The organism is Plesiomonas sp. ISS29 (genome assembly GCF_056522795.1).
On sequence record NZ_JAWRZQ010000001.1, the window covers coordinates 559,584 to 583,787 of the forward strand.

Below are 24,204 nucleotides of genomic sequence, written 5' to 3' on the forward strand. Positions count from 1 at the left end.
GCGAATTCTACTCACTTCATACAACAGAAACAAGTGTGTAAACTTACCCTGTAATCAGAATATCCGTGTGGTATAGCATTGGTATAATATTGATACTGATAAACCGACTTTCCAATCAAAGCTAGCCACAGATTAATTTAACGTAATACGGTTTTAGCACTGACCCACTCATAACGTTGCATCGCAACTCCTTGGTTGATGTCCAGCCTATCGCACTTTTACCCGCAGCCGGTTTGTTTCCATATCAGTGCTTTCTATATCGGGTGTGCAAACGCTATACTAAACGCCTTTATCCTAACAAGACCGAATTTGCAATCCATTATGCAGAAGTTCGATACTAAAACCTTTCAAGGCCTGATCCTGACACTGCAGGATTACTGGGCACAGCAAGGCTGCACTATCGTGCAACCTTTAGATATGGAAGTGGGCGCCGGTACATCGCATCCGATGACCTGCCTACGCGCACTCGGTCCTGAACCGATTGCCGCCGCTTACGTGCAGCCTTCACGCCGCCCGACCGATGGTCGTTACGGTGAGAACCCGAACCGTCTACAACACTACTACCAGTTTCAGGTCATCATCAAGCCATCACCTGAGAATATTCAAGAGCTCTATTTAGGCTCGCTCAAGGCACTCGGCCTTGATCCTCTGGTGCATGATATCCGCTTTGTAGAAGACAACTGGGAAAACCCGACACTCGGTGCATGGGGTTTGGGCTGGGAAATCTGGCTCAACGGTATGGAAGTCACCCAGTTCACCTACTTCCAGCAAGTTGGCGGCATGGAGTGTAAACCGGTTACCGGTGAAATTACCTACGGTCTAGAGCGCCTCGCTATGTACATTCAGGGCGTAGACAGCGTCTACGATCTGGTCTGGAGCGATGGCCCGCTGGGTAAAACCACCTACGGTGACGTTTTCCACCAGAATGAAGTTGAGCAATCTACCTACAACTTCGAACACGCCGATGTTGATTTCCTGTTCACCTGCTTTGAACAGTATGAGAAAGAAGCACTGCATCTGCTGAATCTGGAAAAACCGCTACCTCTGCCAGCCTATGAGCGCATCCTCAAAGCGGCGCACACCTTCAACCTGCTTGATGCCCGCAAAGCTATTTCAGTGACAGAGCGCCAGCGCTATATCCTGCGCATTCGTACACTGACCAAAGCCGTGGCAGAAGCCTATTACGCATCCCGCGAAGCCCTCGGTTTCCCGATGTGTCACCGTGAAGGGGCGAAATAATCATGAGCCAAGCAACATTTTTAGTTGAAATCGGTACCGAAGAGTTACCACCGAAATCGTTGCGTGCACTGGCACAAGCCTTTGCTGATAACTTCACCGCCGAGCTGGATAAAGCCAACTTAGGCCACGGTACGGTCAGCTGGTTTGCCGCCCCACGCCGTTTAGCTCTGAAAGTGGCTGACCTGCAAAAAGCGCAGCCCGATCAGTCAATTGAAAAACGTGGCCCAGCCATTGCTCAAGCCTTTGATACCGAAGGCCAGCCAACCAAAGCGGCCCAAGGCTGGGCGCGTGGCTGCGGGATCACCGTTGAACAAGCCGAGCGCATGGTCACCGATAAAGGCGAATGGTTATTACACCGCGCCGTTGTCGCCGGCCGCCCAGCTAAAGAACTTTTGTGCGAAATGGTCGCCAGCGCACTGGCCAAGCTGCCAATGCCAAAACCAATGCGCTGGGCAGATAAGAGTATCTCTTTTATCCGCCCTGTTCACACTGTTACCCTACTTTTGGGTGATGAGCTGGTGGCAGGTGAAATTTTAGGCGTAGCCTCTGGCCGCACAGTACGTGGTCACCGCTTCATGGGCGAGGCTCAATTCACGCTGGAAAATGCCGATCAGTACCCGCAAGTGCTCGAAACCCGCGGAAAAGTGATTGCTGATTACCAAACCCGTAAAGCGATGATTTTGGCCGATGCGCAAAAAGCGGCCGCACAACTCGGTGGTATTGCAGATCTCTCTGACAGCCTAGTGGAAGAGGTGACATCACTGGTCGAGTGGCCGGTAGTACTGACCGCCACATTTGAAGAGAAATTCCTTGCCGTTCCGGCTGAAGCACTGGTTTACACCATGAAAGGTGACCAGAAATACTTCCCGGTCTACAGCAAAGAGGGCAAATTACTGCCGCACTTCATTTTTGTGACCAATATTGAATCGAAAGACCCACAACAGATCATCAGTGGTAACGAGAAAGTTGTTCGTCCGCGGCTGTCTGATGCTGAGTTCTTCTTCAAAACTGACCTCAAACATACGCTTGCTGATCGCCTGCCGCGCCTGCAAACCGTGTTGTTCCAGCAACAACTTGGCACGCTGCGCGATAAAACCGATCGTATTGAGCAAATGGCCGGCTTTATCGCCGACCAAATCGGTGCTAACACCGAACATGCCCGCCGTGCCGGTCTGCTGTCAAAGTGCGATCTGATGACCAACATGGTGTTTGAATTTACCGACACCCAAGGTGTGATGGGCATGCACTACGCCCGTCACGATGGTGAAGCTGAAGATGTTGCCGTTGCCTTAAACGAGCAGTATATGCCGCGCTTTGCCGGTGATGCCCTGCCATCGTCTCTGGTTGCCTGTGCTGTTGCGCTGGCCGACAAAATGGATACGCTGGCCGGTATTTTCGGTATCGGACAACATCCAAAAGGCGATAAAGACCCGTTCGCGCTGCGCCGCGCGGCCTTGGGCGCACTGCGGATCATCGTTGAAAAGCAACTGCCACTTGATCTGCAAACACTGACCGAAGAGGCTGTCCGCCTGTACGGAGACAAAATCAGCAACGCCAATACCGTCAACGATGTGGTCGATTTTATGCTTGGCCGTTTCCGTGCGTGGTATCAAGATGAAGGTTTTGGCGTCGATGTGATTCAAGCAGTACTGGCTCGCCGCCCGACCCGTCCGGCAGATTTTGATGCACGGGTAAAAGCGGTATCCCACTTCCGTAGCCTTGATGCAGCCATTGCGCTGGCCGCTGCGAATAAGCGGGTATCCAACATTCTGGCCAAAGTTGATGGCGAACTGCCAAAAGCTATCAATAGCGCACTGCTGACCGAACCGGCTGAAAAAGCACTGGCCGAGCAGGTAATTGCGCTATCAGCTGCACTGCAACCGCTGTTTGCAGAAGGCCGTTATCAGGAGGCCCTGACCGAGCTAGCCGCACTGCGTGAGCCGGTTGATGCATTCTTTGATACCGTGATGGTAATGGCCGATGATACCGCACTGCGTAACAATCGCCTGACCCTGCTCAGCACGCTGCGCAACCTGTTCCTGCAAATTGCGGATATCTCTGTACTGCAATAACGGTTATCGCATCGCGTAAAATAAAACCGAAAGCCCCGTCACGGATACCCTGACGGGGCTTTTTTTTATCCCACACCGTTTGATTGTTTTTCTTCTCTTTTCCCTGCTTATTTTTTACGCTTTTGTATTGGTTTTTTGTTCCTGATTTGGGATAAAAAAAATCCCCAGCACATGGCCGGGGATCGCTTATCTTACGGGTTTACAGTGTGTCTAACTTATTGTTTTACACACATTACGTGGTATACACCGTCTTCTTTCTCAGCACCTTCAGTTTCGTGTTCGAAACCAGGGAAAGTCTCATCCCATGCTTGTAGTGCCTTCATATAACCAATTTGCGGGCTATTTTCGTCACCGAAGTTTTCGCCAGACATCAGCATTGGGATACCTGGTGGATACGGGATAACAGAGTTCGCAGTCGTACGGCCTTTCAGGTTGGTGATAGAGACCATCTCAACATTATCAGTCACCAATTGAGAGAACGCCTGACCTGGCAACATATCAATTTGTGGCAGTGTTGAATACGCTTGGTTCAGTTTCACACTTGGGTTATGGGTTTTTAAGAAACCGATCATCTTATCGCCCAGATCACGCATACCCAAATCACCGTAAACACTTGGCGCTACCGCAACCAAATCTGGCAGCACTTCGGTCAGCGGAGTGTTGGCATCGTAGTGCTTTTTGAACGCCATCAGGCTGTTCATCAACGTCACCCACTTACCTTTAGTCACGCCCATAGAGAACAAGAACATGATTTGGAAGTCAGTAGTACGGGTTGGCACAATACCAATGCTAGACAGGTAAGCTGTAACCAATGCTGCAGGAACGCCAGTTGGTTGCAAAGAACCGTCAATGTTCAGGCCTGGAGCCAAAATGCTGACTTTAACTGGATCAAGCATTACCCAGTCATCTTCCATTTCAGCAAAACCGTGCCACTCTTCACCTGGGCGCAGTTTCCAGCAAGATTGCTCACTGCTCAGCAACTCAACCGGTGCATCTTCAAAGCGGAAAGTCTCGCCGGTACGCGGGTCAGTCACCACTTCTGGGTTCCATGGTTTGAAGAACCAGTCATCACCCTCGTTGCACTCTTTGTGCATACGCGCTACGGCCTGACGGAAATCAACCGCTTCTTCAATCACTTCAGCGATCAGATGCTCGCCTTGCTTACCTTCCATCATCGCCGCGGCAACATCGTTTGATGCAGCAATAGAGTACAGCGGAGAGGTAGTCGCGTGCAGCATATACGCTTGGCTGAACTGCGCTTCTTTAATGTTACGACGGCCTTCACGCATATGAATGAATGAACCCTGAGACAGCGCATTCAACAGTTTATGTGTAGAGTGAGTCGCAAAAATGGTTGGATCATTTTCACTGTGCTCAGACTTATCACCGCGCATTGCGTGATAGCCTTTGTACATTGGGTGGAAATGAGAGTAACCAAACCAAGCTTCATCGTAATGAATACGGTCAACACTCTCACCCAGCAGTTTCTGGATGGTGTCACCGTTATAAATCAGACCATCATAAGTACAGTTAGTCACAACACTGTAAGAAGCTTTCGCCGCCTTATTGGTGATCAAATCGTTTTCAGCAATCTTCTTCTGGATAGAAGCCGCTTGCATTTGCGCTTTCGGGATTGGGCCGATAATGCCGTATGCGTTACGAGTTGGGGTCATATAAACCGGGTTAACACCGGTCAGGATCAGACCCTGTTCGATAGATTTATGGCTGTTACGGTCACACAGAACAGTATCACCTGCCGCACAACATGCTTGCATGATGGTACGGTTAGAACCAGAAGTACCACCTACCAGTGAGTAGCTGCGGTCTGCACCGAATACGCGGGCAACATATTTCTCACTGTCACCGAATGCGCCGGTGTGGTCTAGCATAGAACCTAACGCAGCACGTTCAATACCCATATCGGTACGGAACAGGTTTTCACCGTAGAAATCAAAGAATTTACGGCCAACAGGCGTTTTACAAAAACCGATACCACCTTGGTGGCCTGGCGCTGACCATGAGTACTCTTTAACTTTCGCGTAATCCATCATCGCCGCCATCAAAGGAGGCATGATAGCTTTCTCATAACGCGCTACCGCAGCTTGCAAACGGCCCACGATAAAGTCAGTAGTATCATCTAAAATCAGGAAGGTTTCAGTCACCAGCTCCATCAGCTCAGAGGTCACAGCTTTATTATCACTGTGTGAGCTCACCAGCAGGAATACCGGTGCTTTTTCGTGGCGAATGCGCAGTTGCTTCAAAAAGCTAATAATGTTTTGAGCTTCAGCAGGAACCCACTCAGCCATCACACAATCTACTGCCGCATTTGAGGTTGCGTAGTTAGTTGCATTCTCGTAAGAGTGTGCAAACTGAATCACTTCGCCTTTACTGCTCAGAGAAGAAACAATACGCTCAATCGCCTCTTCTAAAGGAATATTGGTAACAGCGCTGTTTCCTACGATCAGGTATTTTTTATCACACATAGATAAACCCATCATTAAAATGTACGCCACACAGCTTATCGTGTTGTAGATAGCAACAGCTTAAGTTGCTGCGGCAAGATACGGTCATAAACTGCAAATTAAAGTTTTATAATGTATTCAGGTTGAATCAGTCTAAAAAAACAGAGCCAACCAGAATACATTTAAAAACCAATAACAAATGAGGTGGAAATAATCACGCATTAAAAAATTATTAAAAAAGCCAGACGACTCAGTATTTACTTATTGAGCTATTTACTTAATGAAACTGCGAAGATGGAATATTTAAAACGCCCAATTTCAAAACAGCGTTGCCTAACTGATTTAGATATTAAAACTAAAATGTATTTATTGCTATTAACTAGTATTTCAAAACATTACAAAAACAAAAACAGAGAATACTAAAACAAAAACAATACATAACTATTCAAAAAAACCACAAAACCACGAGACAATCAGCACTAACTAGTGAATAATAATAAAATAAACACTCAACATTTACTAAATAACACCATCCATTTATCGAATAACATTATTTCCATAGTCTAAAAACCAGAGCTAACGCAATCTAATGGCCACTTATATTAATTGACGCACATCACATTTAATTAATTTAATTCACCACGGAAACAAACTGAAATAAACTAAAACATCTCAATACGGCAAGCATTAAATGCAAACAACAAGAACAATAAAATCACATTTAACGCAGATTATTCATACATCCAAACATCTGAAACATACCTGGCAATCAATATATACACACAACCAAAAATCCGCCAACTCAATACCCATTAAATTCAATTAGTTATAGAATAAACCTGAAATTATTATGGAAATACAAGGTTACGTATTGCCAACGTTTTTTATTGAACTCAAATTGACGTTTATCTCTAACTGCCATAATGTTTATAGCGTAAAGCTAAGATATAGCGCACTCATTAGTCATTGTATTATTTATTCCATTTCGTTTATGCATAACAAGCATTGGGTAAATAAAATCTATCTGCGGCAGTTATTACATAAGCATACTGGAAATAAAAGTGTATCTGCATACTCACTGTAAGCTAAAGGTAATCCTTATTGATAATGACTACCTTTACAGATTGAAACCTATTTATAGGAAGAAAACCAATCAATACAGATCCAGTAAAACAGAGAAGTGAAGGCAAATATGCTTTTATTTCCAGTTAGCATATAACAATGTCTAATTAATCATATTTTTAAAAATTAAAAGAATAATCCCTTATCGGAGATACAATTCATGGCTACAGAATCGAAAAAAATGGGGCTAATCGGTTTAACCGTATTAGTTGCCGTTAATATGATGGGTTCAGGTATCATCATGTTACCGGCCAGCTTGGCACAAACCGGTGCTATATCGCTGCTTTCATGGGTAGTTACCGCTATTGGTGCAATGTGTATTGCTTATACTTTTGCAAAATGCGGTGCATTTTGTAAGCGTGATGGCGGTATGTCTGCTTATTCTGAAGAAGCACACGGTAAATCTTCATTCTTTATTGCCTCTTACACCTACTATGTTTGCCTGGTAATCAGTGCGGTGGCTATCGCCGTATCTTGCGTAGGTTACCTGAAACCTTTCTTCCCATGGCTTGGCCTGACCCCGATCCACACCTTTGTGGGTGTCGTTGCCATTTTGATTGTGACGATGGTCGCTAACTTTGCCGGCCCGAAAATCACCGGTCAAATCTCTGGCTTTACCGTTTGGGGGATTATCATTCCGGTAGCAGGCCTGTCAATCATTGGCTGGTTCTGGTTTGAACCAAAGATCTTTATGGCCGCATGGAACCCGCATGCAGACAGCACAGTTCATGCCGTATCTTCTGGTATCGCGCTGACTTTGTGGGCATTCTTGGGTATTGAATCTGCGGGTGCAAACTCCGGCGCAGTAGAAAACCCAGAGCGTAACGTACCACTCGCTTGCTTGTTCGGTACTGCATTTGCTGCTGTTGTTTATATTGCATCAACATCAGTTATCCAAGGTATCGTACCTAACGAAATTCTAGCCACATCAGATGCACCGTTCGGCCTAGTCTTCTCTATGATGTTCAGCCCGCTAGTAGGCCAAATTGTTACCGCACTGGCTGTTATCGCCTGTATCGGTTCTCTGCTTGGCTGGCAGTTCACCAACGCCCAAGTATCTAAAGCCGCAGCAGACTCTAAACTGTTCCCGCAAATCTTCAGCAAAATTAATGCTGCAGGTGCACCGGTTGCCGGTATGCTGATTATGCTGGTACTTGAGCTGATCTTAGCGTGTATGACCATCTCTCCAAACCTTATCAGCCAGTTCAACGCACTGTTAAACCTTGCCGTATTCATCAACATGGTACCGTACATCCTCTCGATGACCGGTCTGGAAGTGCTACTGCGTAAAAACAAAGTCAGCAAAAGCCAGTACAAAATCGGTGCAACTGTCGGTACTATCGCGGTGGTTTACAGCATCTACGGTGTTTATGCATGTGGTGCTGATGCAGTATTCGGTGGTTCAATCATCACCCTGTTCGGTTACATCTTCTACGGCTTCATCGCAGCACGTGATGTTCCGGTAAACCAAGTAAAATAAACATCCACTCAGTGAGTGCTACTGGTAATAACAGGTAGCATCCACTAGATAAAAAAGCCTTATCTTAATTAAGATAAGGCTTTTTTTTGCACCAGTGTTGGGCACATCAGCACATCAGCACATCAGCACATCAGCACATCAGCACATCAGCACATCAGCACATCAGCACATCAGCACATCAGCACATCAGCACATCAGCACATCAGCACATCAGCACATCAGCACATCAGCACATCAGCACAAGCAAAACATCTATTAATTTAAAACCAACCATTGCCTGATAAACAGACAAAAAAAAGCGGCTCTGAATCAGAGCCGCTTCATTAACAGTGGGCGTTACTTACAACTTAACGTCTTGCCTTATTGGTCAATTCGATAACTCGTAGTTTTGCCAACGCTTTTGCCAGTTCAGCAGAGGCCTGAGCATAATCGATATCGCCATGAGAGCTCTTAATCAGCTCTTCTGCACGGCGTTTAGCCTCTTGTGCACGAGCCAGATCCAGATCCTCGCCACGAATAGCGGTATCGACCAGAACCGTCACCGAGTTAGGCTGAACTTCAAGCAGACCACCGGAAAGATAAATCACTTCCTCTTTCCCGTGCTGTTTTACTATCCGTACCATACCCGGTTTAATGGCAGTCAGCAGAGGTGTATGGCCGGATAAAATACCCAGCTCACCTTCACTGCCTGTCACTTGAACGGTTTCAACCAGACCCGAGAAAATACGCTTCTCAGCACTGACAACATCCAGCTGAAAGGTTATTGCAGCCATATTGCCCTCCTCAACGAAGCATTAATACTTCTTGGCTTTCTCAACCACTTCGTCGATGCCACCTACCATGTAGAAAGCTTGTTCTGGCAGATGATCAAAATCACCTTCCAAAATGCCTTTAAAGCCACGGATAGTCTCTTGCAGCGGAACATACTTACCCGGAGAACCGGTAAATACTTCAGCTACGAAGAACGGCTGAGACAAGTAACGCTCAATTTTACGCGCACGTGATACGGTCAGCTTGTCGGTTTCAGACAGCTCATCCATACCCAAAATCGCGATAATATCTTTCAGCTCTTTATAACGCTGTAATACCGACTGAACATTACGTGCAACATCATAGTGCTCTTGACCCACAACTAGCGGATCAAGCTGACGTGATGTGGAGTCGAGTGGATCTACCGCTGGGTAAATACCCAGAGATGCGATCTGACGGCTCAGTACCACGGTCGCATCTAAGTGCGCAAACGTTGTTGCCGGAGACGGGTCAGTCAAGTCATCCGCAGGAACGTAAACTGCCTGTACAGATGTGATAGAACCGGTGCGGGTAGAGGTAATACGCTCTTGTAGCACACCCATCTCTTCGGCCAGAGTTGGCTGATAACCTACTGCCGATGGCATACGGCCAAGCAGTGCCGATACTTCGGTTCCTGCCAGGGTATAACGGTAGATGTTATCGATAAACAGCAGAACATCACGGCCTTCATCACGGAATTTTTCCGCCATGGTCAGGCCGGTCAGTGCTACACGCAGGCGGTTGCCTGGTGGCTCGTTCATCTGACCATACACCAGCGATACTTTATCCAGTACGTTGGAGTCTTTCATTTCGTGGTAGAAGTCGTTTCCTTCACGGGTACGCTCACCTACACCAGCAAATACCGAGTAACCTGAGTGCTCAATCGCGATATTACGGATCAGCTCCATCATGTTTACGGTTTTACCTACACCGGCACCACCAAACAAGCCAACCTTACCACCTTTAGCAAACGGGCAGACAAGGTCAATAACCTTGATACCGGTTTCCAGCAGTTCAGTGCTGTTTGCTTGATCTTCATAGCTTGGTGCTTCACGGTGGATAACCCAACGATCTTGCTCGCCGATAGGACCTTTCTGGTCAATCGGGTTGCCCAGCACATCCATGATACGGCCCAGTGTTTCAACCCCAACAGGAACAGTAATCGGTGCGCCAGTATTGGTTGTTTTCAGACCGCGCTTAAGGCCATCAGATGCCCCCATCGCGATACAACGTACAATACCACCGCCCAGTTGTTGCTGAACTTCCAGCACCAACTCAACACCTTCAACTATCAGTGCATCGTAAACCTGAGGTACAGCGTCCTGCGGGAACTCCACGTCCACCACGGCGCCGATGATCTGGACGACGTTTCCAGTAGCCATCTTGAATCCTCTAAAGTAATTCGTTTGCCCTTAAACCGCCGCAGCGCCGGACACAATTTCGCTCAGTTCCTGAGTAATGCTGGTCTGACGGGCTTTGTTATACACCAGTTTCAGATCATCAATCAGGTTACCGGCATTGTCGGTCGCCGCCTTCATGGCCACCATCCGCGCCGCTTGCTCACAAGCGAGGTTTTCTACCACACCCTGATACACCTGCGACTCAATAAAACGCGCAAGCAGTGTATCTAGCAATGGCTTAGGATCAGGCTCATATAAGTAATCCCACTTATGGGTTGGGATCTCTTGTTTTTCCGGTTTAGGTAAGGGCAGAAGCTGATCGATCTTAGGCACTTGCGACATGGTGTTTACAAACTTGTTGTACACCACGTACAACTGATCTAAGCGGCCTTCATCGTAGGCTTGCAACATCACCTTCACAGGCCCAATCAAATCAGACAGGGTAGGTGTATCGCCAAGACCGTTGGTCTGAGCAACGACTTTTGCTCCGGCTGAGCTAAAAAAGCCAGTTGCTTTTGAACCGATAAGTGCAACTTCAACGGCAACGCCCTGATCACTCCACGTTTTCATGCTGCCGAGGGTCTTTTTGAACAGGTTAATGTTCAAACCACCACACAGGCCGCGATCGGTAGAAATAACCAGATAGCCGACACGCTTGATCTCTCGTTGTTCTAGGTACGGATGTTTGTACTCCAGATTACCAAGCGCGATATGACCGATCACCTTACGCATAGTTTCGGCATACGGGCGACTAGCAGCCATGCGTTCTTGCGTTTTACGCATTTTAGACGCAGCCACCATCTCCATAGCCTTGGTGATCTTCTGTGTGCTTTGCACACTAGCGATCTTTGTTCGTATCTCTTTTGCGCTGGCCATCTCTGCCTCTCCGTCATTACGGGGTGGCTGCTCACACAGCCACCCGACAGGTTACCAGGTCTGGGTTGCCTTGAAGGTTTCAAGAATAGACTTAAAGCCATTCTCAATCTCTTCGTTATAAGCACCAGTTTGGTTGATCTGCGTGATGAGCTCAGCATTTTCACGCTGGGCATAGGAAAGCAGAGCCGCTTCGAAATCACCGATCTTATTCAGTTCGACGTCATCGAGATAACCACGCTCAGCAGCAAACAGTACTAAAGCCTGTGCCGCAACTGACATTGGTGCGTACTGCTTTTGCTTGAGCAATTCAGTCACTTTCTGACCGTGTGCCAGTTGTTTACGGGTAGCATCATCCAGATCAGAGGCAAACTGGGCAAATGCGGCCAGTTCACGATACTGTGCCAGAGCGGTACGGATACCACCGGACAGTTTCTTGATAATCTTAGTCTGTGCTGCACCACCCACACGGGATACTGAGATCCCCGGGTTAACCGCAGGGCGGATACCGGCGTTGAACAGGTTAGATTCCAAGAAGATCTGACCATCGGTGATAGAGATCACGTTGGTCGGAACGAATGCAGAAACGTCACCCGCTTGGGTCTCGATAATTGGCAACGCAGTCAGTGAACCAGTCTGGCCTTTTACCGCACCATTGGTAAAGCGCTCAACGTAATCAACGTTAACACGCGCAGCACGCTCAAGCAGACGGGAGTGCAAATAGAATACATCCCCTGGATACGCTTCACGGCCAGGCGGACGGCGCAGCAGCAAAGAGATCTGACGGTAAGCCACAGCTTGCTTAGACAGATCATCATAAACGATCAGTGCATCTTCGCCGCGGTCACGGAAATATTCACCCATTGCGCAACCAGAGTATGGCGCAAGGTATTGCAAAGCCGCTGATTCAGAGGCTGATGCAACCACAACAATGGTATTTGCTAGAGCGCCATGCTCATCAAGTTTGCGTACTACGTTAGCAATGGTCGATGCTTTCTGACCGATAGCTACATACACACACTTAATGCCGGAATCACGCTGATTGATGATCGCATCAATCGCCATCGCGGTTTTACCGGTCTGACGGTCACCGATAATCAGCTCACGCTGACCACGGCCGATAGGGATCATAGCATCAACAGATTTATAGCCGGTTTGTACTGGCTGATCGACCGATTGACGATCGATAACACCTGGCGCGATCATCTCAACAGGTGAGAAACCGTCGTGCTCAAGTGCACCTTTACCGTCAATTGGCTGACCCAGTGTGTTAACCACACGGCCAAGCAAACCACGACCAACCGGAACTTCGAGGATACGGCCGGTACAAGATACTTTCATGCCTTCTGCCAGATCGGCATACGGGCCCATTACTACTGCACCCACAGAGTCGCGCTCGAGGTTCAGTGCAATGGCATAACGACTACCTGGCAGTGCGATCATCTCACCCTGCATCACATCGGCTAGGCCGTGGATGCGAATAATCCCGTCACTGACCGAAACGATAGTCCCTTCGTTGCGAGCGGTGCTCACAACATTGAACTGAGCAATACGTTGCTTGATCAGTTCACTAATTTCGGTGGAATTAAGTTGCATGCTCCAGTCCCCTTAAGACTGCAACGATTCTGTTAAACGGGTGAGGCGTCCGCGAATTGAGCCGTCGATCACCAGATCGCCGGCACGGATCACTATGCCACCCATTACAGAACTCTCAATGTTGCAATTCAGCTTCACTTTGCGTGCCAAACGTTTTTCCATGGCCGTAATAATCTTATCTTGCTGCTCTTGGCTTAACGGCGTAGCAGATGTCACATCGACCTCTACTGTCGCTTCATAAGCGGTTCGCAGTTCAATGAACTGCAACAGAACATCGGATAACACAGCCAATCGTCGATTTTCTGCCATCACCCGAATCAGGTTTTGGCCATACTCATCGAGTTGTTCAGCGCAGATGGCAATCAGTAAATCAGACAGCGCTTCGGGTGCTAAAGCACCGTCTAATAGCGAAGCAATCTCTTCATTACGCGCAACTTCCGCCGCAAACCCCAGCATATCCTGCCAGTGTGTGATGGCATTCTGCTCGACTGCAAAGTCAAACGCTGCTTTGGCGTAGGGACGGGCAACCGTAGTCATTGTAGACATAAGCCCTACCCTCCTTTTACAGTTCAGCGACTAATTTATCGACGATATCGCTGTTTGCAGCTTCATCGACGGAACGTTCGAGGATGCGTTCTGCACCGGCAATCGCCAATACAGCAACCTGCTTACGCAGCTCCTCACGCGCACGCTTACGTTCAGCGTCAATTTCGGCACGGCCTTGCTCAATGATCTTCTGACGTTCAAGGTCAGCTTCATTGCGCGCTTCGTCCAAAATCATTGCTTTACGCTTATTTGCTTGTTCAATAATGGCCGCTGCCTGAACTTTGGCATCTTTAAGTTGATCAGCTGATTTCGCTTTCACCAACTCTAAATCTTTGGTTGCACGATCTGACGCTGCCAGACCATCTGCAATTTTGTTCTGACGCTCTTCAATGGCTGCAATCAATGGCGGCCAAACGAGTTTCATGCAGAACCAGACAAACAAGATAAATGAAATTGCCTGGCCCAGCAGGGTTGCGTTGATATTCACAACAGCACCTCTCTAACAGTTAAGTGGCCGCTGATCATTAACCCTGCAACAGACCCACAAACGGGTTAGCGAAGACGAAGAACAGTGCAATACCGACAGCAATCATGGAGATCGCATCAAGCAGACCAGCAACGATAAACATTTTAACTTGCAGAGCCGGTGCCATTTCAGGCTGACGAGCAGAAGCTTCGAGGAATTTGCCGCCCAAAATAGCAAAGCCGATAGCAGTACCCAGCGCAGCCAGACCGATCATGATAGCAACACCGATGATAGTAATGCTAATTACAGTTTCCATGGTTATCTCCAATTTATGTTTATAAACAGCTAGTTATTAAGGTTAGGGGGTTACTTTTAATGATCTGAATCCGTATGCGCCATGCTCAGGTACACCACGGTCAGCATCATGAAAATAAATGCTTGTAAGGTAATAACCAGAATATGGAAGATGGCCCAGCCTAGCTGCAAGAACGTGGCGATAAAGCCAGAACCTAAGCCTGCGGTGTACATCACTGCAATCAGGATAAAAATTAACTCGCCTGCATACATGTTACCGAACAGACGCAAAGACAATGAAATTGGCTTTGCAATCAGGGTGACCAGTTCCAGAACTAAGTTAAATGGGATCATTAGCGGGTGGTTAAATGGGTGCAGAGTGAGTTCTTTAATGAACCCTTTTGGCCCTTTAACCTTAATGCTATAAAAAATGATAAGGAAGAACACGCCAATGGACAGTGCAAAGGTGGTGTTCAGATCCGTTGTTGGCACAACACGCATATAGGGAATACCCAAATGCTGTGCAGCCACTGGCAGGAAGTCAACCGGGATCAAGTCCATGGTATTCATCAAAAATACCCAGACAAAGATGGTCAGTGCTAATGGTGCTATCGTGTTATTACGGCTTTGAAAGGTGTCTCGGACTGTCTGATCAACAAACTCAACCAGCATCTCAACGGCACACTGCAACTTACCCGGAACACCGGAGGTTGCTTGTACCGCGACACGACGAAAAACCCATAAAAACAGGCAGCCGATAGCAAAACCAAAAAATAGCGTATCTAGATGAAATGTCCAAAAACCCTGCCCCACTGATAAGTTAGTCAGATGGTGCTGAATATAACCGGACGGTGTGAGAGCTTCACCCGATGCAGACATGATGCTTCCTACTCGTTGTTGTTAAAAATTACGGGTGCTAATAGGTTAACTATCAACACGGCCAAATAGGTCAAGCACAAGGGAATGAGTAACACATCCATGTACCTGTAAACGAAAACAAATAGCGCTAATGTTAAACCAATTTTTGCCACTTCACCGACAAAAAAAGAGCGCATAACCAAGCTAGATTGGCGAGCCCCTGAATAGCGAAACACGCACCAGGCAAAAACCGCATTGGGTAAAAGAGTTATCAACCCAGAAGCCAGTGCCGACCATGCCCACGCTCGGCTATACCCGGTAAATGCCAGTGCACACACCAATACCACAGCCGCTTGGCTAAACCACAACTGGCAAGCCAGTTTTCGCCCTTGAGCGGTTAATGATGACATACCACCCTTCTTGCTGACTATTAATCTGTGGTTATTACTGCACACCATCATATACAACAGCGGTTATTGTTACTGAAAATAACGTTAGTATCTAAAATTACCGCTATCGACACTAAAGTAATGGAAATTATACGGAGTCAGTAATGCAATGCAATCAGTTCGCAGCAAAAACAAGTCAAATCATTTACATTTTGTAAACTTTATGCGTCTGTTTTGTATGATGTTTGAGTCGAATTGTAACTAAAATGCCACCCTTCCCGCATTTATTGTTAATGTTTTTAATTTAACCTTACGGATTACCTGCAATTGCAGCATAAACGCGCAACGCTAATATAAACATCAACAAGCCTTGAACCGTAAAATATTGCGTAAAAGATGTTACCAGCTCACAAGATTAATTATTCCATTTTGTTGCTAAGATTAAGGCTATTAAATGTCAGAAATATCGAGCTACTGACAAAATAATGGAATACACGCCTTTATTTTGCGATTTATTTCACAGAATAAAGCCTAAATACGCGTTGCATATTAATTTGCTTAATCGATACAACAAAAATAAATAATAAAAAAGCCCACGTTAAATTTGGTGGGCTTTAGAATACTACTGAGTCTTTTTTTTACCGATCAGCACTAGATGCCTTTCTGCATTGAGTTCAGGAACACAAAGTGGGATCACCGATTTAACATCACACCATGTCGGTAATTCTTCAGTTTCATGCTGCGGGTGTTGCCCTTTTAGTGCATAAAACAGCCCGTTCTCTGCGGCAGGAAGATGCTGACACCAGTGCAGCATATCGTTCAGTGAAGCAAATGCTCGGCTTAACACGCCATCTAGCGGTTGCTCAGGCTGGTACTCTTCAACCCGGCTCTGTACCGCGGTGATATTGGTCAAGCCTAGTTCGTGTTGAACCTGACGAATAAAGCGAATTCGCTTACCCAAGCTATCGAGCAGCACAAAGTGCTTGTCTGGGTTCATGATAGCCAGCGGGATCCCGGGTAAACCGGGACCTGTACCAACATCAATAAAGTGCGTTCCCTGTAAGTGAGGGCTAACAACAATACTGTCCAAAATATGCTTAATCAGCATCTCTTGCGGATCACGTACTGAAGTCAGATTATACGCTTTATTCCATTTATCGAGCAGTTGCACAAAGCTGAGCAACTGCTGTTTTTGCTGTTCAGAAACACTTAACTCTGTTTGTGCCAGCAACTGATTTAATTTTTCAGCTAACATCATGCGTCCTTTAGGATCGTTTACGCGGTTCGACGCAGCAAGCCCTGCTTTTTTAACCAGATCAGCAAAATCGAAATTGCCGCCGGTGTAATGCCGGAAATACGTGAAGCTTGTCCGATACTAGTTGGACGGTGATCATTGAGTTTTGCGATCACTTCATTTGACAGACCGTTAACCTGCTGATAATCAATATCCTCAGGCAGCAACGTATTTTCATTACGCAGTTGCTTGGCAACTTCCTCTTTTTGCCGCGAGATATAACCGTCATATTTAACCTGAATTTCAACCTGCTCTGCAGCTTGTTGATCAGCTAATGGCGGCATAAATGCGCTTAGCTTAGTCAAAGTGACGTAATCCATCTCAGGTCGGCGCAGCAGATCTTCACCGCTAGCTTCACGTGATAGCGGTGCTGACAAGGTTGCATTGACTTCGTCAATTTGCTCAGTTTTTGGGTTTACCCATGTTTGACGCAGACGCTGACGCTCTTGCTCAATGCTTTCCAGTTTTTGGTTAAAACGCGCCCAACGCAGATCATCCACTAGACCAAGCTCACGCCCTTTGGCGGTGAGGCGCAAATCGGCGTTATCTTCACGCAGTAACAAACGGTACTCTGCACGTGAGGTAAACATACGATATGGTTCTTGTGTACCAAGGGTGCAGAGATCATCAACCAATACGCCCATATACGCTTGATCGCGGCGTGGGAACCAACCCTCTTTTTCCTGCGCATACAGACCCGCATTCATGCCTGCCAGTAGGCCTTGTGCTGCCGCTTCTTCGTAACCGGTTGTACCGTTTATCTGACCGGCAAAGAACAGCCCGCGGATCACTTTACTTTCAAGAGTCTGCTTGAGATCGCGAGGATCAAAGAAATCGTACTCGATCGCGTAACCTGGACGGACGATATTGACATTTTCCATACCGTGGATCGAACGTACGATCGCCATTTGTACATCAAACGGTAAGCTTGTTGAGATACCATTTGGGTAGATTTCGTGGCTGGTTAAACCTTCAGGCTCTAAAAAGACCTGATGGCCGTTACGATCGCCAAAACGCATGACTTTGTCTTCAATTGACGGACAGTAACGCGGGCCGATCCCTTCGATGATCCCGGCATACATCGGGCTGCGATCCAAATTTGCACGGATCACATCGTGAGTGCGCTCATTGGTATGCGTGATGTAACAAGGCATCTGTTCAGGATGATCTTCAGCGCGCCCCATGAAGGAGAATACTGGCGCTGTATTATCTCCCCACTGCTGCTGAAGTGCAGAGAAATCAATGGTTCTGGCATCAAGACGTGGTGGTGTACCGGTTTTTAAGCGGTTAACCCGTAAAGGTAATTCACGTAATCGGTGTGACAGGGCGATAGCCGGAGGATCGCCGGCACGGCCACCACTGTAATTTTCAAGCCCGATATGGATCTTGCCATCAAGAAACGTACCGACGGTCAATACCACGGCTTTGGCGCGAAACTTTAAGCCCATCTGGGTTACTGCACCAACAACTTGATCGTTTTCAACGATCAGATCCTCAACGGCTTGCTGGAAGATCTGCAGGTTTGGCTGATTCTCCAGTGCTGTTCGGATAGCTTGACGGTACAGAACACGGTCTGCTTGTGCACGGGTAGCCCGTACTGCTGGGCCTTTACTGGCATTTAAAATACGAAATTGGATACCGGCTTTATCGGTGGCTAGGGCCATCAGGCCGCCAAGAGCATCAAGTTCTTTCACCAGATGCCCTTTACCGATACCGCCTATCGCTGGGTTGCAAGACATGTGCCCCAATGTATCGACATTGTGGGTCAACAGGAGTGTCCGCAATCCCATGCGGGCAGATGCCATCGCGGCTTCGGTTCCGGCGTGTCCGCCACCGATCACGATGATGTCGAAGGGATCTGGGTAAAACATGATCGCCACACCTCGGTTTGTGCGTTAAGAAGATCAACGGGGGGATGATTGTCACAGAGGGTGAATTCTACTGAAGTTTAGCGCTGAGGGAAACTGTGATCTGATCCGTAGTTAAATAAAATAAAGATCTTTTATATAGAGATCCTTTATTGGATCTTTTATTAAGATCGCCAGATCGTGTGGATAAGCGTTAATTGATCAATAAGATCATCTGGTTAGAAAGGATCATTTGCTGTGGAAGATCCGTGATCCTAGCGAGGATAAGCTGGGATCTAAATAGGTGTTTATCCACAGGTGGCGATCTTGGTAAGAGTTATTAATGGAATAACTACCGGTTATACCCCCGTTTGATCCAAGCTTATCCACAGAGTTTCGGTGAAAATAAATAAAAAAAATTTATATCTGAGTTATCCACTGTGGCAGCCAGGCTTCTGCACTCTCTTCGGGGATAACTCCACTGCTGACATCGATCTCAAGCGGTGATCCGATCCGTTGTGCTCCACGCTGTTGTAGAGCATGATCGAGTGTGTGAGCGGCCTGACAGAAGGTATCGTAATCACGGCTACCAAGCCCGATGATCCCGTATTGCAGTGCGCTCAGATCGTTTTGTTGTTCGAGCTGCTGCAAGAAAGGTTGCAAATTATCAGGTAACTCTCCGGCTCCGTGTGTTGAGCAGATCAGCAGCCAGAGCCCGTGTGACGGGACTTCATGCCATTGCGGGCCATGATAAACCTGTGCGGTGATGGATTGCTGTGCAAGTAGTGTTTCAAGATGTTCGGCGACATATTCGGCACCACCAAGGGTACTGCCGGTGATCAGGCTGATGTTTTTCATTGGGGGCTGTGGGTGTCCGTTATTGGGCGAATGCGTTGATTGTACCGCGCGGTGATCGGCTTGCCCAGATCTGACTAAGATCTTGTGGATAAGTGACAAATTGATCGGGATGACGGGTAAAAACAGAATCAGAGGTAGGAGATCGTTTTATCGGTGATCATCGGATCGCTAGGTGATTATTATCGATTCTGAAGACGATCTTCATGTTGAAAGGATCGGGTTTGGTTGCAGATCCTATTTTTTTGTCACCCATATTGCCGGTAAGATGATGGTACAGGGGCCGACATTTTGATGAAAACCGCGAGTATTAGCTGATTTTTGCGTGAAAAAATGCACAAAAAAACGCGTAATCGGGTAATAAATACCCGATTACGCGTATGAGTCGGCAGGATAACTCGTGTTTATTTCCCAATACAGAAGCTGGTAAATATACGCCCAAGCAGATCATCTGAACTGAATTCGCCGGTGATCTCACCAAGTGATTGCTGGGCTAAACGTAGCTCTTCAGCCAGCAGTTCTCCGGCGTTGTAGCCAACCAGTTGTGCTAACCCGAGTTGCAGATGTTGGTCTGCCGTTTCAAGTGCCTGTAGGTGGCGGCGGCGGGCTAAAAAGCCACCTTCCGGTGCGCTTTCAAAGCCCATAGACTGCTTTAAGTGCTGACGCAGTAACTCAACCCCTTCACCGGTGTGGGCTGACAGGCGTTGCAGTGTGTAGCCGGCATGCTCGCTCAGACCGAGTGCTTCACCGGTTAGATCGGCTTTATTGCGAATCACGGTAATCGGGATATTTTCCGGCAAACGGGCCACAAATTCCGGCCAGATGTGCTGTGGTTCAACGGCCTCGGTAGTGGTGCCATCAACCATAAACAGCACCCGATCAGCTTGTGCTATTTCGCTCCATGCCCGCTCAATGCCGATACGTTCAACTTCGTCAGTGGCTTCGCGCAAACCTGCGGTATCAATGATATGCAAAGGCATTCCATCGATATGGATATGCTCACGCAGCACGTCTCGGGTTGTACCGGCGATATCAGTGACGATGGCGGCATCGCGCCCAGCCAGTGCGTTGAGCAGGCTAGATTTTCCGGCATTCGGGCGGCCGGCAATCACCACTTTCATCCCTTCACGCAGTAGGCTGCCTTGGCGTGCTTCTGCCCGAACTTGCTGCAGCTCGGTCATTATGGCATTGAGATCACCGAGCACTTTACCGTCGGAGAGAAAATCTATCTCTTCATCGGGAAAATCAATGGCGGCCTCGACATAAATACGCAGATGGATCAGTGACTCTACCAGCTGGTGAATGTGCTTGGAGAACACCCCTTGCAGCGAATTTACCGCCGAACGGGCGGCTTGTTCTGAGCTGGCATCAATCAGATCGGCTATCGCTTCGGCCTGGGCAAGGTCGAGCTTATCGTTCATAAAGGCACGTTCAGAGAACTCACCCGGACGGGCAACCCGCAGACCTGGGAAGTTGAGAATACGCTTCATCAGCAAATCGAGGATCACCGGCCCGCCGTGGCCTTGCAACTCCAGAACATCTTCACCGGTAAAAGAGTGTGGAGCCTTAAAATACAGGGCAATACCCTGATCGAGCACGGTATCATCAGCATCTTTAAACGGCAGATAGTCGGCATAGCGTGGTTTTGGGCAGCGCCCTAGCACGGCATGGGCTACTGCAACCGCTTGTGGCCCAGAAACGCGCAGAATGCCTACGCCGCCACGTCCGGGCGGTGTGGCTTGGGCAATAATTGTATCTTGGCTGCCTGCGTTGGCGATATCAGCAGATTGGGTGTCATTCAAAGGGGTCATGACGCCTCCTGAAAAAAAGGCGACCGAGAGGCCGCCTATGCTTAAAATTGAGGTCAGTTCGCGCTTATTTTTTATCGCGCGAGTGCAGCCCTTTGTGTTCAAGGCTGCGGTAGATAATTTGTTGCTGGATAATGGTCACACAGTTAGAGACCAACCAGTACAGTACCAGACCTGATGGGAACCACAGGAAGAATACAGTAAACATAACCGGCATAAAGTTCATCACTTTTTGCTGGATAGGGTCGGTTACCGCACTTGGTGATAACTTCTGCAGGAAGAACATCGATACACCCATCAGCAGTGGCAGGATGTAATACGGGTCTGGCGCAGACAGATCGTGGATCCACAAAATAAACGGTGCATGACGCAGCTCTACCGACTCCATCAGCGTCCAGTATAGGGCGATGAAGATTGGCATTTGCAAGATCAGAGGTAAGCAGCCACCCAGCGGGTTAACTTTCTCTTTCTTGTATAGCTCCATCATCTCTTGGCTCATGCGCTGGCGGTCATCGCCCAAACGCTCGCGCATCGCTTGCAGTTTTGGCTGCAACATGCGCATTTTGGCCATTGAGGTGTACTGTGCTTTGGTCAGCGGGTACAAAATTCCTTTCACGATAAAGGTGATCAGAATAATGGCAACGCCCCAGTTACCGACAATACCGTGCAGGAATTGCAGCAGTTGGAACATCGGTTTGGCAATAAACCATAACCAACCGTAATCGATAGTCAGATCAAGGTTAGGGGCCACTTTTTCCATCGCATCTTGCAGTTTTGGACCAATCCACAGCACGCTGTCGAGATCTTTGGTCTGCCCTGCGGCAACTACGGTTTCCGGACCACGAAAGCCCATAAAGCCGATACCGTTACTGTCACGGCTGTACAGTTGATTGGTTTCATCTGCTGGCGGAACCCATGCGGTTGCGAAGTAGTGTTGCATCATAGCAACCCAGCCGCCTTGCGTTGAGATGGCAAGATTTTTCTCTTCCATCTCTTTGAAGCTGTACTTCTTATAACGGGTTTCAGCCGAAGAGTACGCGCCACCTTGGTAGGTTGGCATGGTCAGGCTGCCACCTTTTTCGGTAACAGTTTGCTTCATCTGGCCATACAGCTGTACGGTAACCGGCTTATCGCTCTGGTTGTTGATGCCGTAGTTCACATCAATGGCGTAGCTGTCAGGTTTTAAAACGAAGGTTTTGGTGTAAGTGACCCCGTTTTTAACCACTGTCAGAGGAACACGCAGTTCAGACTGATTTTGGCCCAACGTAAAGCTATCACCCTCAATCTGGTACTGCGCACGGCCAGCGGTCGTATCGATACCATCTGCACCAATTAAACCACTCTGAGCAACATAGATATGCTTGGCAGAGTCATTTAACAATACCAGCGGTTGCGTTGAGTTGAGTGATTCTGGGTATTTTAACAGCTCAGCTTTAACCACATCACCACCTAAGGTGTCGATAGTCAGGCTAAGCACGTTGCTTTGCACAGTAATCAGACGGCCTTGAGTGCTGCTATCAAGGGTTTGCGCGCTGTCAGCATGCGCAGGTACGTCACCTGCTGCTTTCGCTTCAACCTGTTGTGTGACTTCTGCGGCGGGTTGTTGACCGAAGTCAGTATTCCACTGCTGGTACACCAGGAAGGAGACAAAAAGCAGAGCGATGAGAAGGAGGTTACGTTGGGAATCCATCGTCAATGTTCTCTGTTATCGTCAGATTTGGGGGGAACAGGATCGTACCCACCTATGTTCAAAGGGTGGCATTTTAATACGCGTTTGATTGTCAACCAACTACCTTTTACTGCTCCAAACCGGCGCAATGCCTCAATTCCGTAATGTGAACAGGTAGGTTGAAAGCGACAACGGGGGCCTATCAGCGGGCTGATTACCCACTGATAGACTTTGATGAATAATATCATCAACCACGCGAGAGGCGAGAATGGCGACGCCATAATTTACTCAAAAGCTCCGTCAACTCATGGTTACTGAGTTCGCCAATGCCTTTTTTAGCTATCACCACGAAGTCTACCGAAGGCAGTTCATGCTGATTAAGGCGAAAGCTTTCTCGAACCAGACGTTTAATGCGATTGCGATCATGAGCACGTTTTAAATGTTTCTTCGCGACCGTAAGACCAAGACGAGCATGGTCTAGATTGTTCGCACGCGCAAGAATTGTGAGTTGGGGAGAGCCTGCCCGTTGAGGCTGCTGGAAGACGACGCTGAATTGAGCGGGAGTTAACAAACGTAACTCCCGAGGAAAAGCTAGCTTAACCACACTATGTTCAGTGTTCAGTTAAGCTGACAGGCTGGAGCGACCTTTTGCACGACGACGACCCAATACTGCACGACCACCTTTAGTGGCCATACGAGCACGGAAGCCGTGAGCACGGGAACGCTTCAGAACTGACGGTTGGAAAGTGCGTTTCATAGCGATTTCTACCTAAATCTGTATTACTGATCAGTAACGCATTACGTAGTAAATACGTAAGACGGCGAGCGCTTGTTCGGCTGACTTATTCTAACGAATAGGACAGTTTTGAACAAAATGGCGCCTCAAAAGAGGCAGAATTGTAGTGATTGTACAATCCTGAGTCAATCGGCATCTGTTCAATAAACATAAGTTTCGCGCTGGTCGGGAATTATACGCAAGCTATACATAAGTACAAGGATCAGAATGATCCTTCTGCAAACAAAGGGCTTTTAGCCTGATTGGGTGATCATGCTGGGGATCGGATCGCGATTTTTCTGTGGATAACAGAAGATCTTGGCAGGGCTTTAGGCTATGATCATCGGTCCTCAGATCCTGATCTGATTCA

The 24,204-nt window shown here is 47.8% G+C and carries 21 protein-coding genes; 3 read left to right on the forward strand and 18 right to left on the reverse strand.

The genetic code is table 11. The annotated features are described in order from the left end of the window. The first annotated feature begins 321 nt into the window (after positions 1–321). Positions 322–1,239, forward strand: a complete 918-nt coding sequence (gene glyQ, locus AC1HDJ_RS02465; RefSeq protein ID WP_438621810.1) for a glycine--tRNA ligase subunit alpha — start codon at positions 322–324, stop codon at positions 1,237–1,239. A gap of 2 nt (positions 1,240–1,241) precedes the next feature. Continuing rightward, the gene (gene glyS / locus AC1HDJ_RS02470; protein ID WP_479533062.1) at positions 1,242–3,311 is read left to right on the forward strand and encodes a glycine--tRNA ligase subunit beta; all 2,070 of its coding nucleotides are present in this window, start codon (positions 1,242–1,244) and stop codon (positions 3,309–3,311) included. A gap of 215 nt (positions 3,312–3,526) precedes the next feature. Here the strand turns inward: glyS and adiA are convergent, their stop codons facing one another. Continuing rightward, a complete protein-coding gene (gene adiA, locus AC1HDJ_RS02475) occupies positions 3,527–5,794 on the reverse strand; it encodes an arginine decarboxylase (protein ID WP_479533064.1) in 2,268 nt (755 codons plus the stop codon). Positions 5,795–7,055: 1,261 nt separating this feature from the next. Between adiA and potE the strand changes: the two genes are divergently transcribed. Then, positions 7,056–8,375: a putrescine-ornithine antiporter gene (gene potE, locus AC1HDJ_RS02480; RefSeq protein WP_479533066.1), complete on the forward strand. Its 1,320-nt coding sequence runs from the start codon at positions 7,056–7,058 to the stop codon at positions 8,373–8,375. A gap of 347 nt (positions 8,376–8,722) precedes the next feature. Here potE and AC1HDJ_RS02485 read toward each other — a convergent pair whose 3' ends face one another. The 17 genes from AC1HDJ_RS02485 to rpmH all read right to left on the reverse strand — a co-directional run bounded on the left by AC1HDJ_RS02485 (position 8,723) and on the right by rpmH (position 23,816). Continuing rightward, a complete protein-coding gene (locus AC1HDJ_RS02485; protein WP_438622537.1) occupies positions 8,723–9,148 on the reverse strand; it encodes a F0F1 ATP synthase subunit epsilon in 426 nt (141 codons plus the stop codon). Between the two features lie 21 nt (positions 9,149–9,169). After that, on the reverse strand, positions 9,170–10,546 hold the full coding sequence (gene atpD / locus AC1HDJ_RS02490; protein WP_479533069.1) for a F0F1 ATP synthase subunit beta: 1,377 nt from the start codon (positions 10,544–10,546) through the stop codon (positions 9,170–9,172). A 30-nt stretch (positions 10,547–10,576) separates the two neighbouring features. Beyond that, positions 10,577–11,440 carry a F0F1 ATP synthase subunit gamma gene (atpG, locus tag AC1HDJ_RS02495; protein WP_479533071.1) on the reverse strand — a complete coding sequence of 288 codons (864 nt, stop codon included), beginning with the start codon at positions 11,438–11,440 and terminating at the stop codon, positions 10,577–10,579. Between the two features lie 51 nt (positions 11,441–11,491). After that, complete coding sequence (gene atpA / locus AC1HDJ_RS02500) at positions 11,492–13,033, reverse strand: F0F1 ATP synthase subunit alpha (protein ID WP_479533073.1); 1,542 nt, start codon at positions 13,031–13,033, stop codon at positions 11,492–11,494. Between the two features lie 12 nt (positions 13,034–13,045). After that, positions 13,046–13,579 carry a F0F1 ATP synthase subunit delta gene (atpH, locus tag AC1HDJ_RS02505; protein WP_438622541.1) on the reverse strand — a complete coding sequence of 178 codons (534 nt, stop codon included), beginning with the start codon at positions 13,577–13,579 and terminating at the stop codon, positions 13,046–13,048. A 16-nt stretch (positions 13,580–13,595) separates the two neighbouring features. Continuing rightward, positions 13,596–14,066, reverse strand: a complete 471-nt coding sequence (atpF, locus tag AC1HDJ_RS02510) for a F0F1 ATP synthase subunit B (RefSeq protein WP_479533075.1) — start codon at positions 14,064–14,066, stop codon at positions 13,596–13,598. 37 nt (positions 14,067–14,103) lie between these two features. Then, the gene (atpE, locus tag AC1HDJ_RS02515; protein ID WP_010863012.1) at positions 14,104–14,361 is read right to left on the reverse strand and encodes a F0F1 ATP synthase subunit C; all 258 of its coding nucleotides are present in this window, start codon (positions 14,359–14,361) and stop codon (positions 14,104–14,106) included. A 56-nt stretch (positions 14,362–14,417) separates the two neighbouring features. Further along, positions 14,418–15,218 (reverse strand): F0F1 ATP synthase subunit A, encoded by an 801-nt coding sequence (gene atpB / locus AC1HDJ_RS02520; RefSeq protein WP_438622543.1) that lies wholly within the window; start codon positions 15,216–15,218, stop codon positions 14,418–14,420. 8 nt (positions 15,219–15,226) lie between these two features. Continuing rightward, complete coding sequence (locus AC1HDJ_RS02525) at positions 15,227–15,607, reverse strand: ATP synthase subunit I (RefSeq protein WP_479533078.1); 381 nt, start codon at positions 15,605–15,607, stop codon at positions 15,227–15,229. Between the two features lie 601 nt (positions 15,608–16,208). Next, positions 16,209–16,841, reverse strand: a complete 633-nt coding sequence (rsmG, locus tag AC1HDJ_RS02530) for a 16S rRNA (guanine(527)-N(7))-methyltransferase RsmG (RefSeq protein ID WP_479536964.1) — start codon at positions 16,839–16,841, stop codon at positions 16,209–16,211. A gap of 20 nt (positions 16,842–16,861) precedes the next feature. Then, entirely contained in the window at positions 16,862–18,751 is a 1,890-nt protein-coding gene (mnmG, locus tag AC1HDJ_RS02535; RefSeq protein WP_479533080.1) for a tRNA uridine-5-carboxymethylaminomethyl(34) synthesis enzyme MnmG, read from the reverse strand. Between the two features lie 396 nt (positions 18,752–19,147). After that, entirely contained in the window at positions 19,148–19,585 is a 438-nt protein-coding gene (mioC, locus tag AC1HDJ_RS02540) for an FMN-binding protein MioC (RefSeq protein ID WP_479533082.1), read from the reverse strand. Positions 19,586–19,986: 401 nt separating this feature from the next. Further along, complete coding sequence (gene mnmE / locus AC1HDJ_RS02545) at positions 19,987–21,393, reverse strand: tRNA uridine-5-carboxymethylaminomethyl(34) synthesis GTPase MnmE (protein ID WP_479533084.1); 1,407 nt, start codon at positions 21,391–21,393, stop codon at positions 19,987–19,989. A 64-nt stretch (positions 21,394–21,457) separates the two neighbouring features. After that, the gene (gene yidC, locus AC1HDJ_RS02550; protein WP_479533086.1) at positions 21,458–23,080 is read right to left on the reverse strand and encodes a membrane protein insertase YidC; all 1,623 of its coding nucleotides are present in this window, start codon (positions 23,078–23,080) and stop codon (positions 21,458–21,460) included. A gap of 2 nt (positions 23,081–23,082) precedes the next feature. Then, a complete protein-coding gene (gene yidD, locus AC1HDJ_RS02555; RefSeq protein ID WP_479533088.1) occupies positions 23,083–23,340 on the reverse strand; it encodes a membrane protein insertion efficiency factor YidD in 258 nt (85 codons plus the stop codon). Further along, positions 23,307–23,663 carry a ribonuclease P protein component gene (rnpA, locus tag AC1HDJ_RS02560; RefSeq protein ID WP_438622550.1) on the reverse strand — a complete coding sequence of 119 codons (357 nt, stop codon included), beginning with the start codon at positions 23,661–23,663 and terminating at the stop codon, positions 23,307–23,309. Before rnpA ends, yidD begins: the two co-directional genes overlap by 34 nt. Positions 23,664–23,681: 18 nt before the next feature. Continuing rightward, positions 23,682–23,816, reverse strand: coding sequence for a 50S ribosomal protein L34 (rpmH, locus tag AC1HDJ_RS02565; RefSeq protein ID WP_438622551.1), 135 nt, complete (start codon positions 23,814–23,816; stop codon positions 23,682–23,684). Positions 23,817–24,204: the final 388 nt, after the last annotated feature.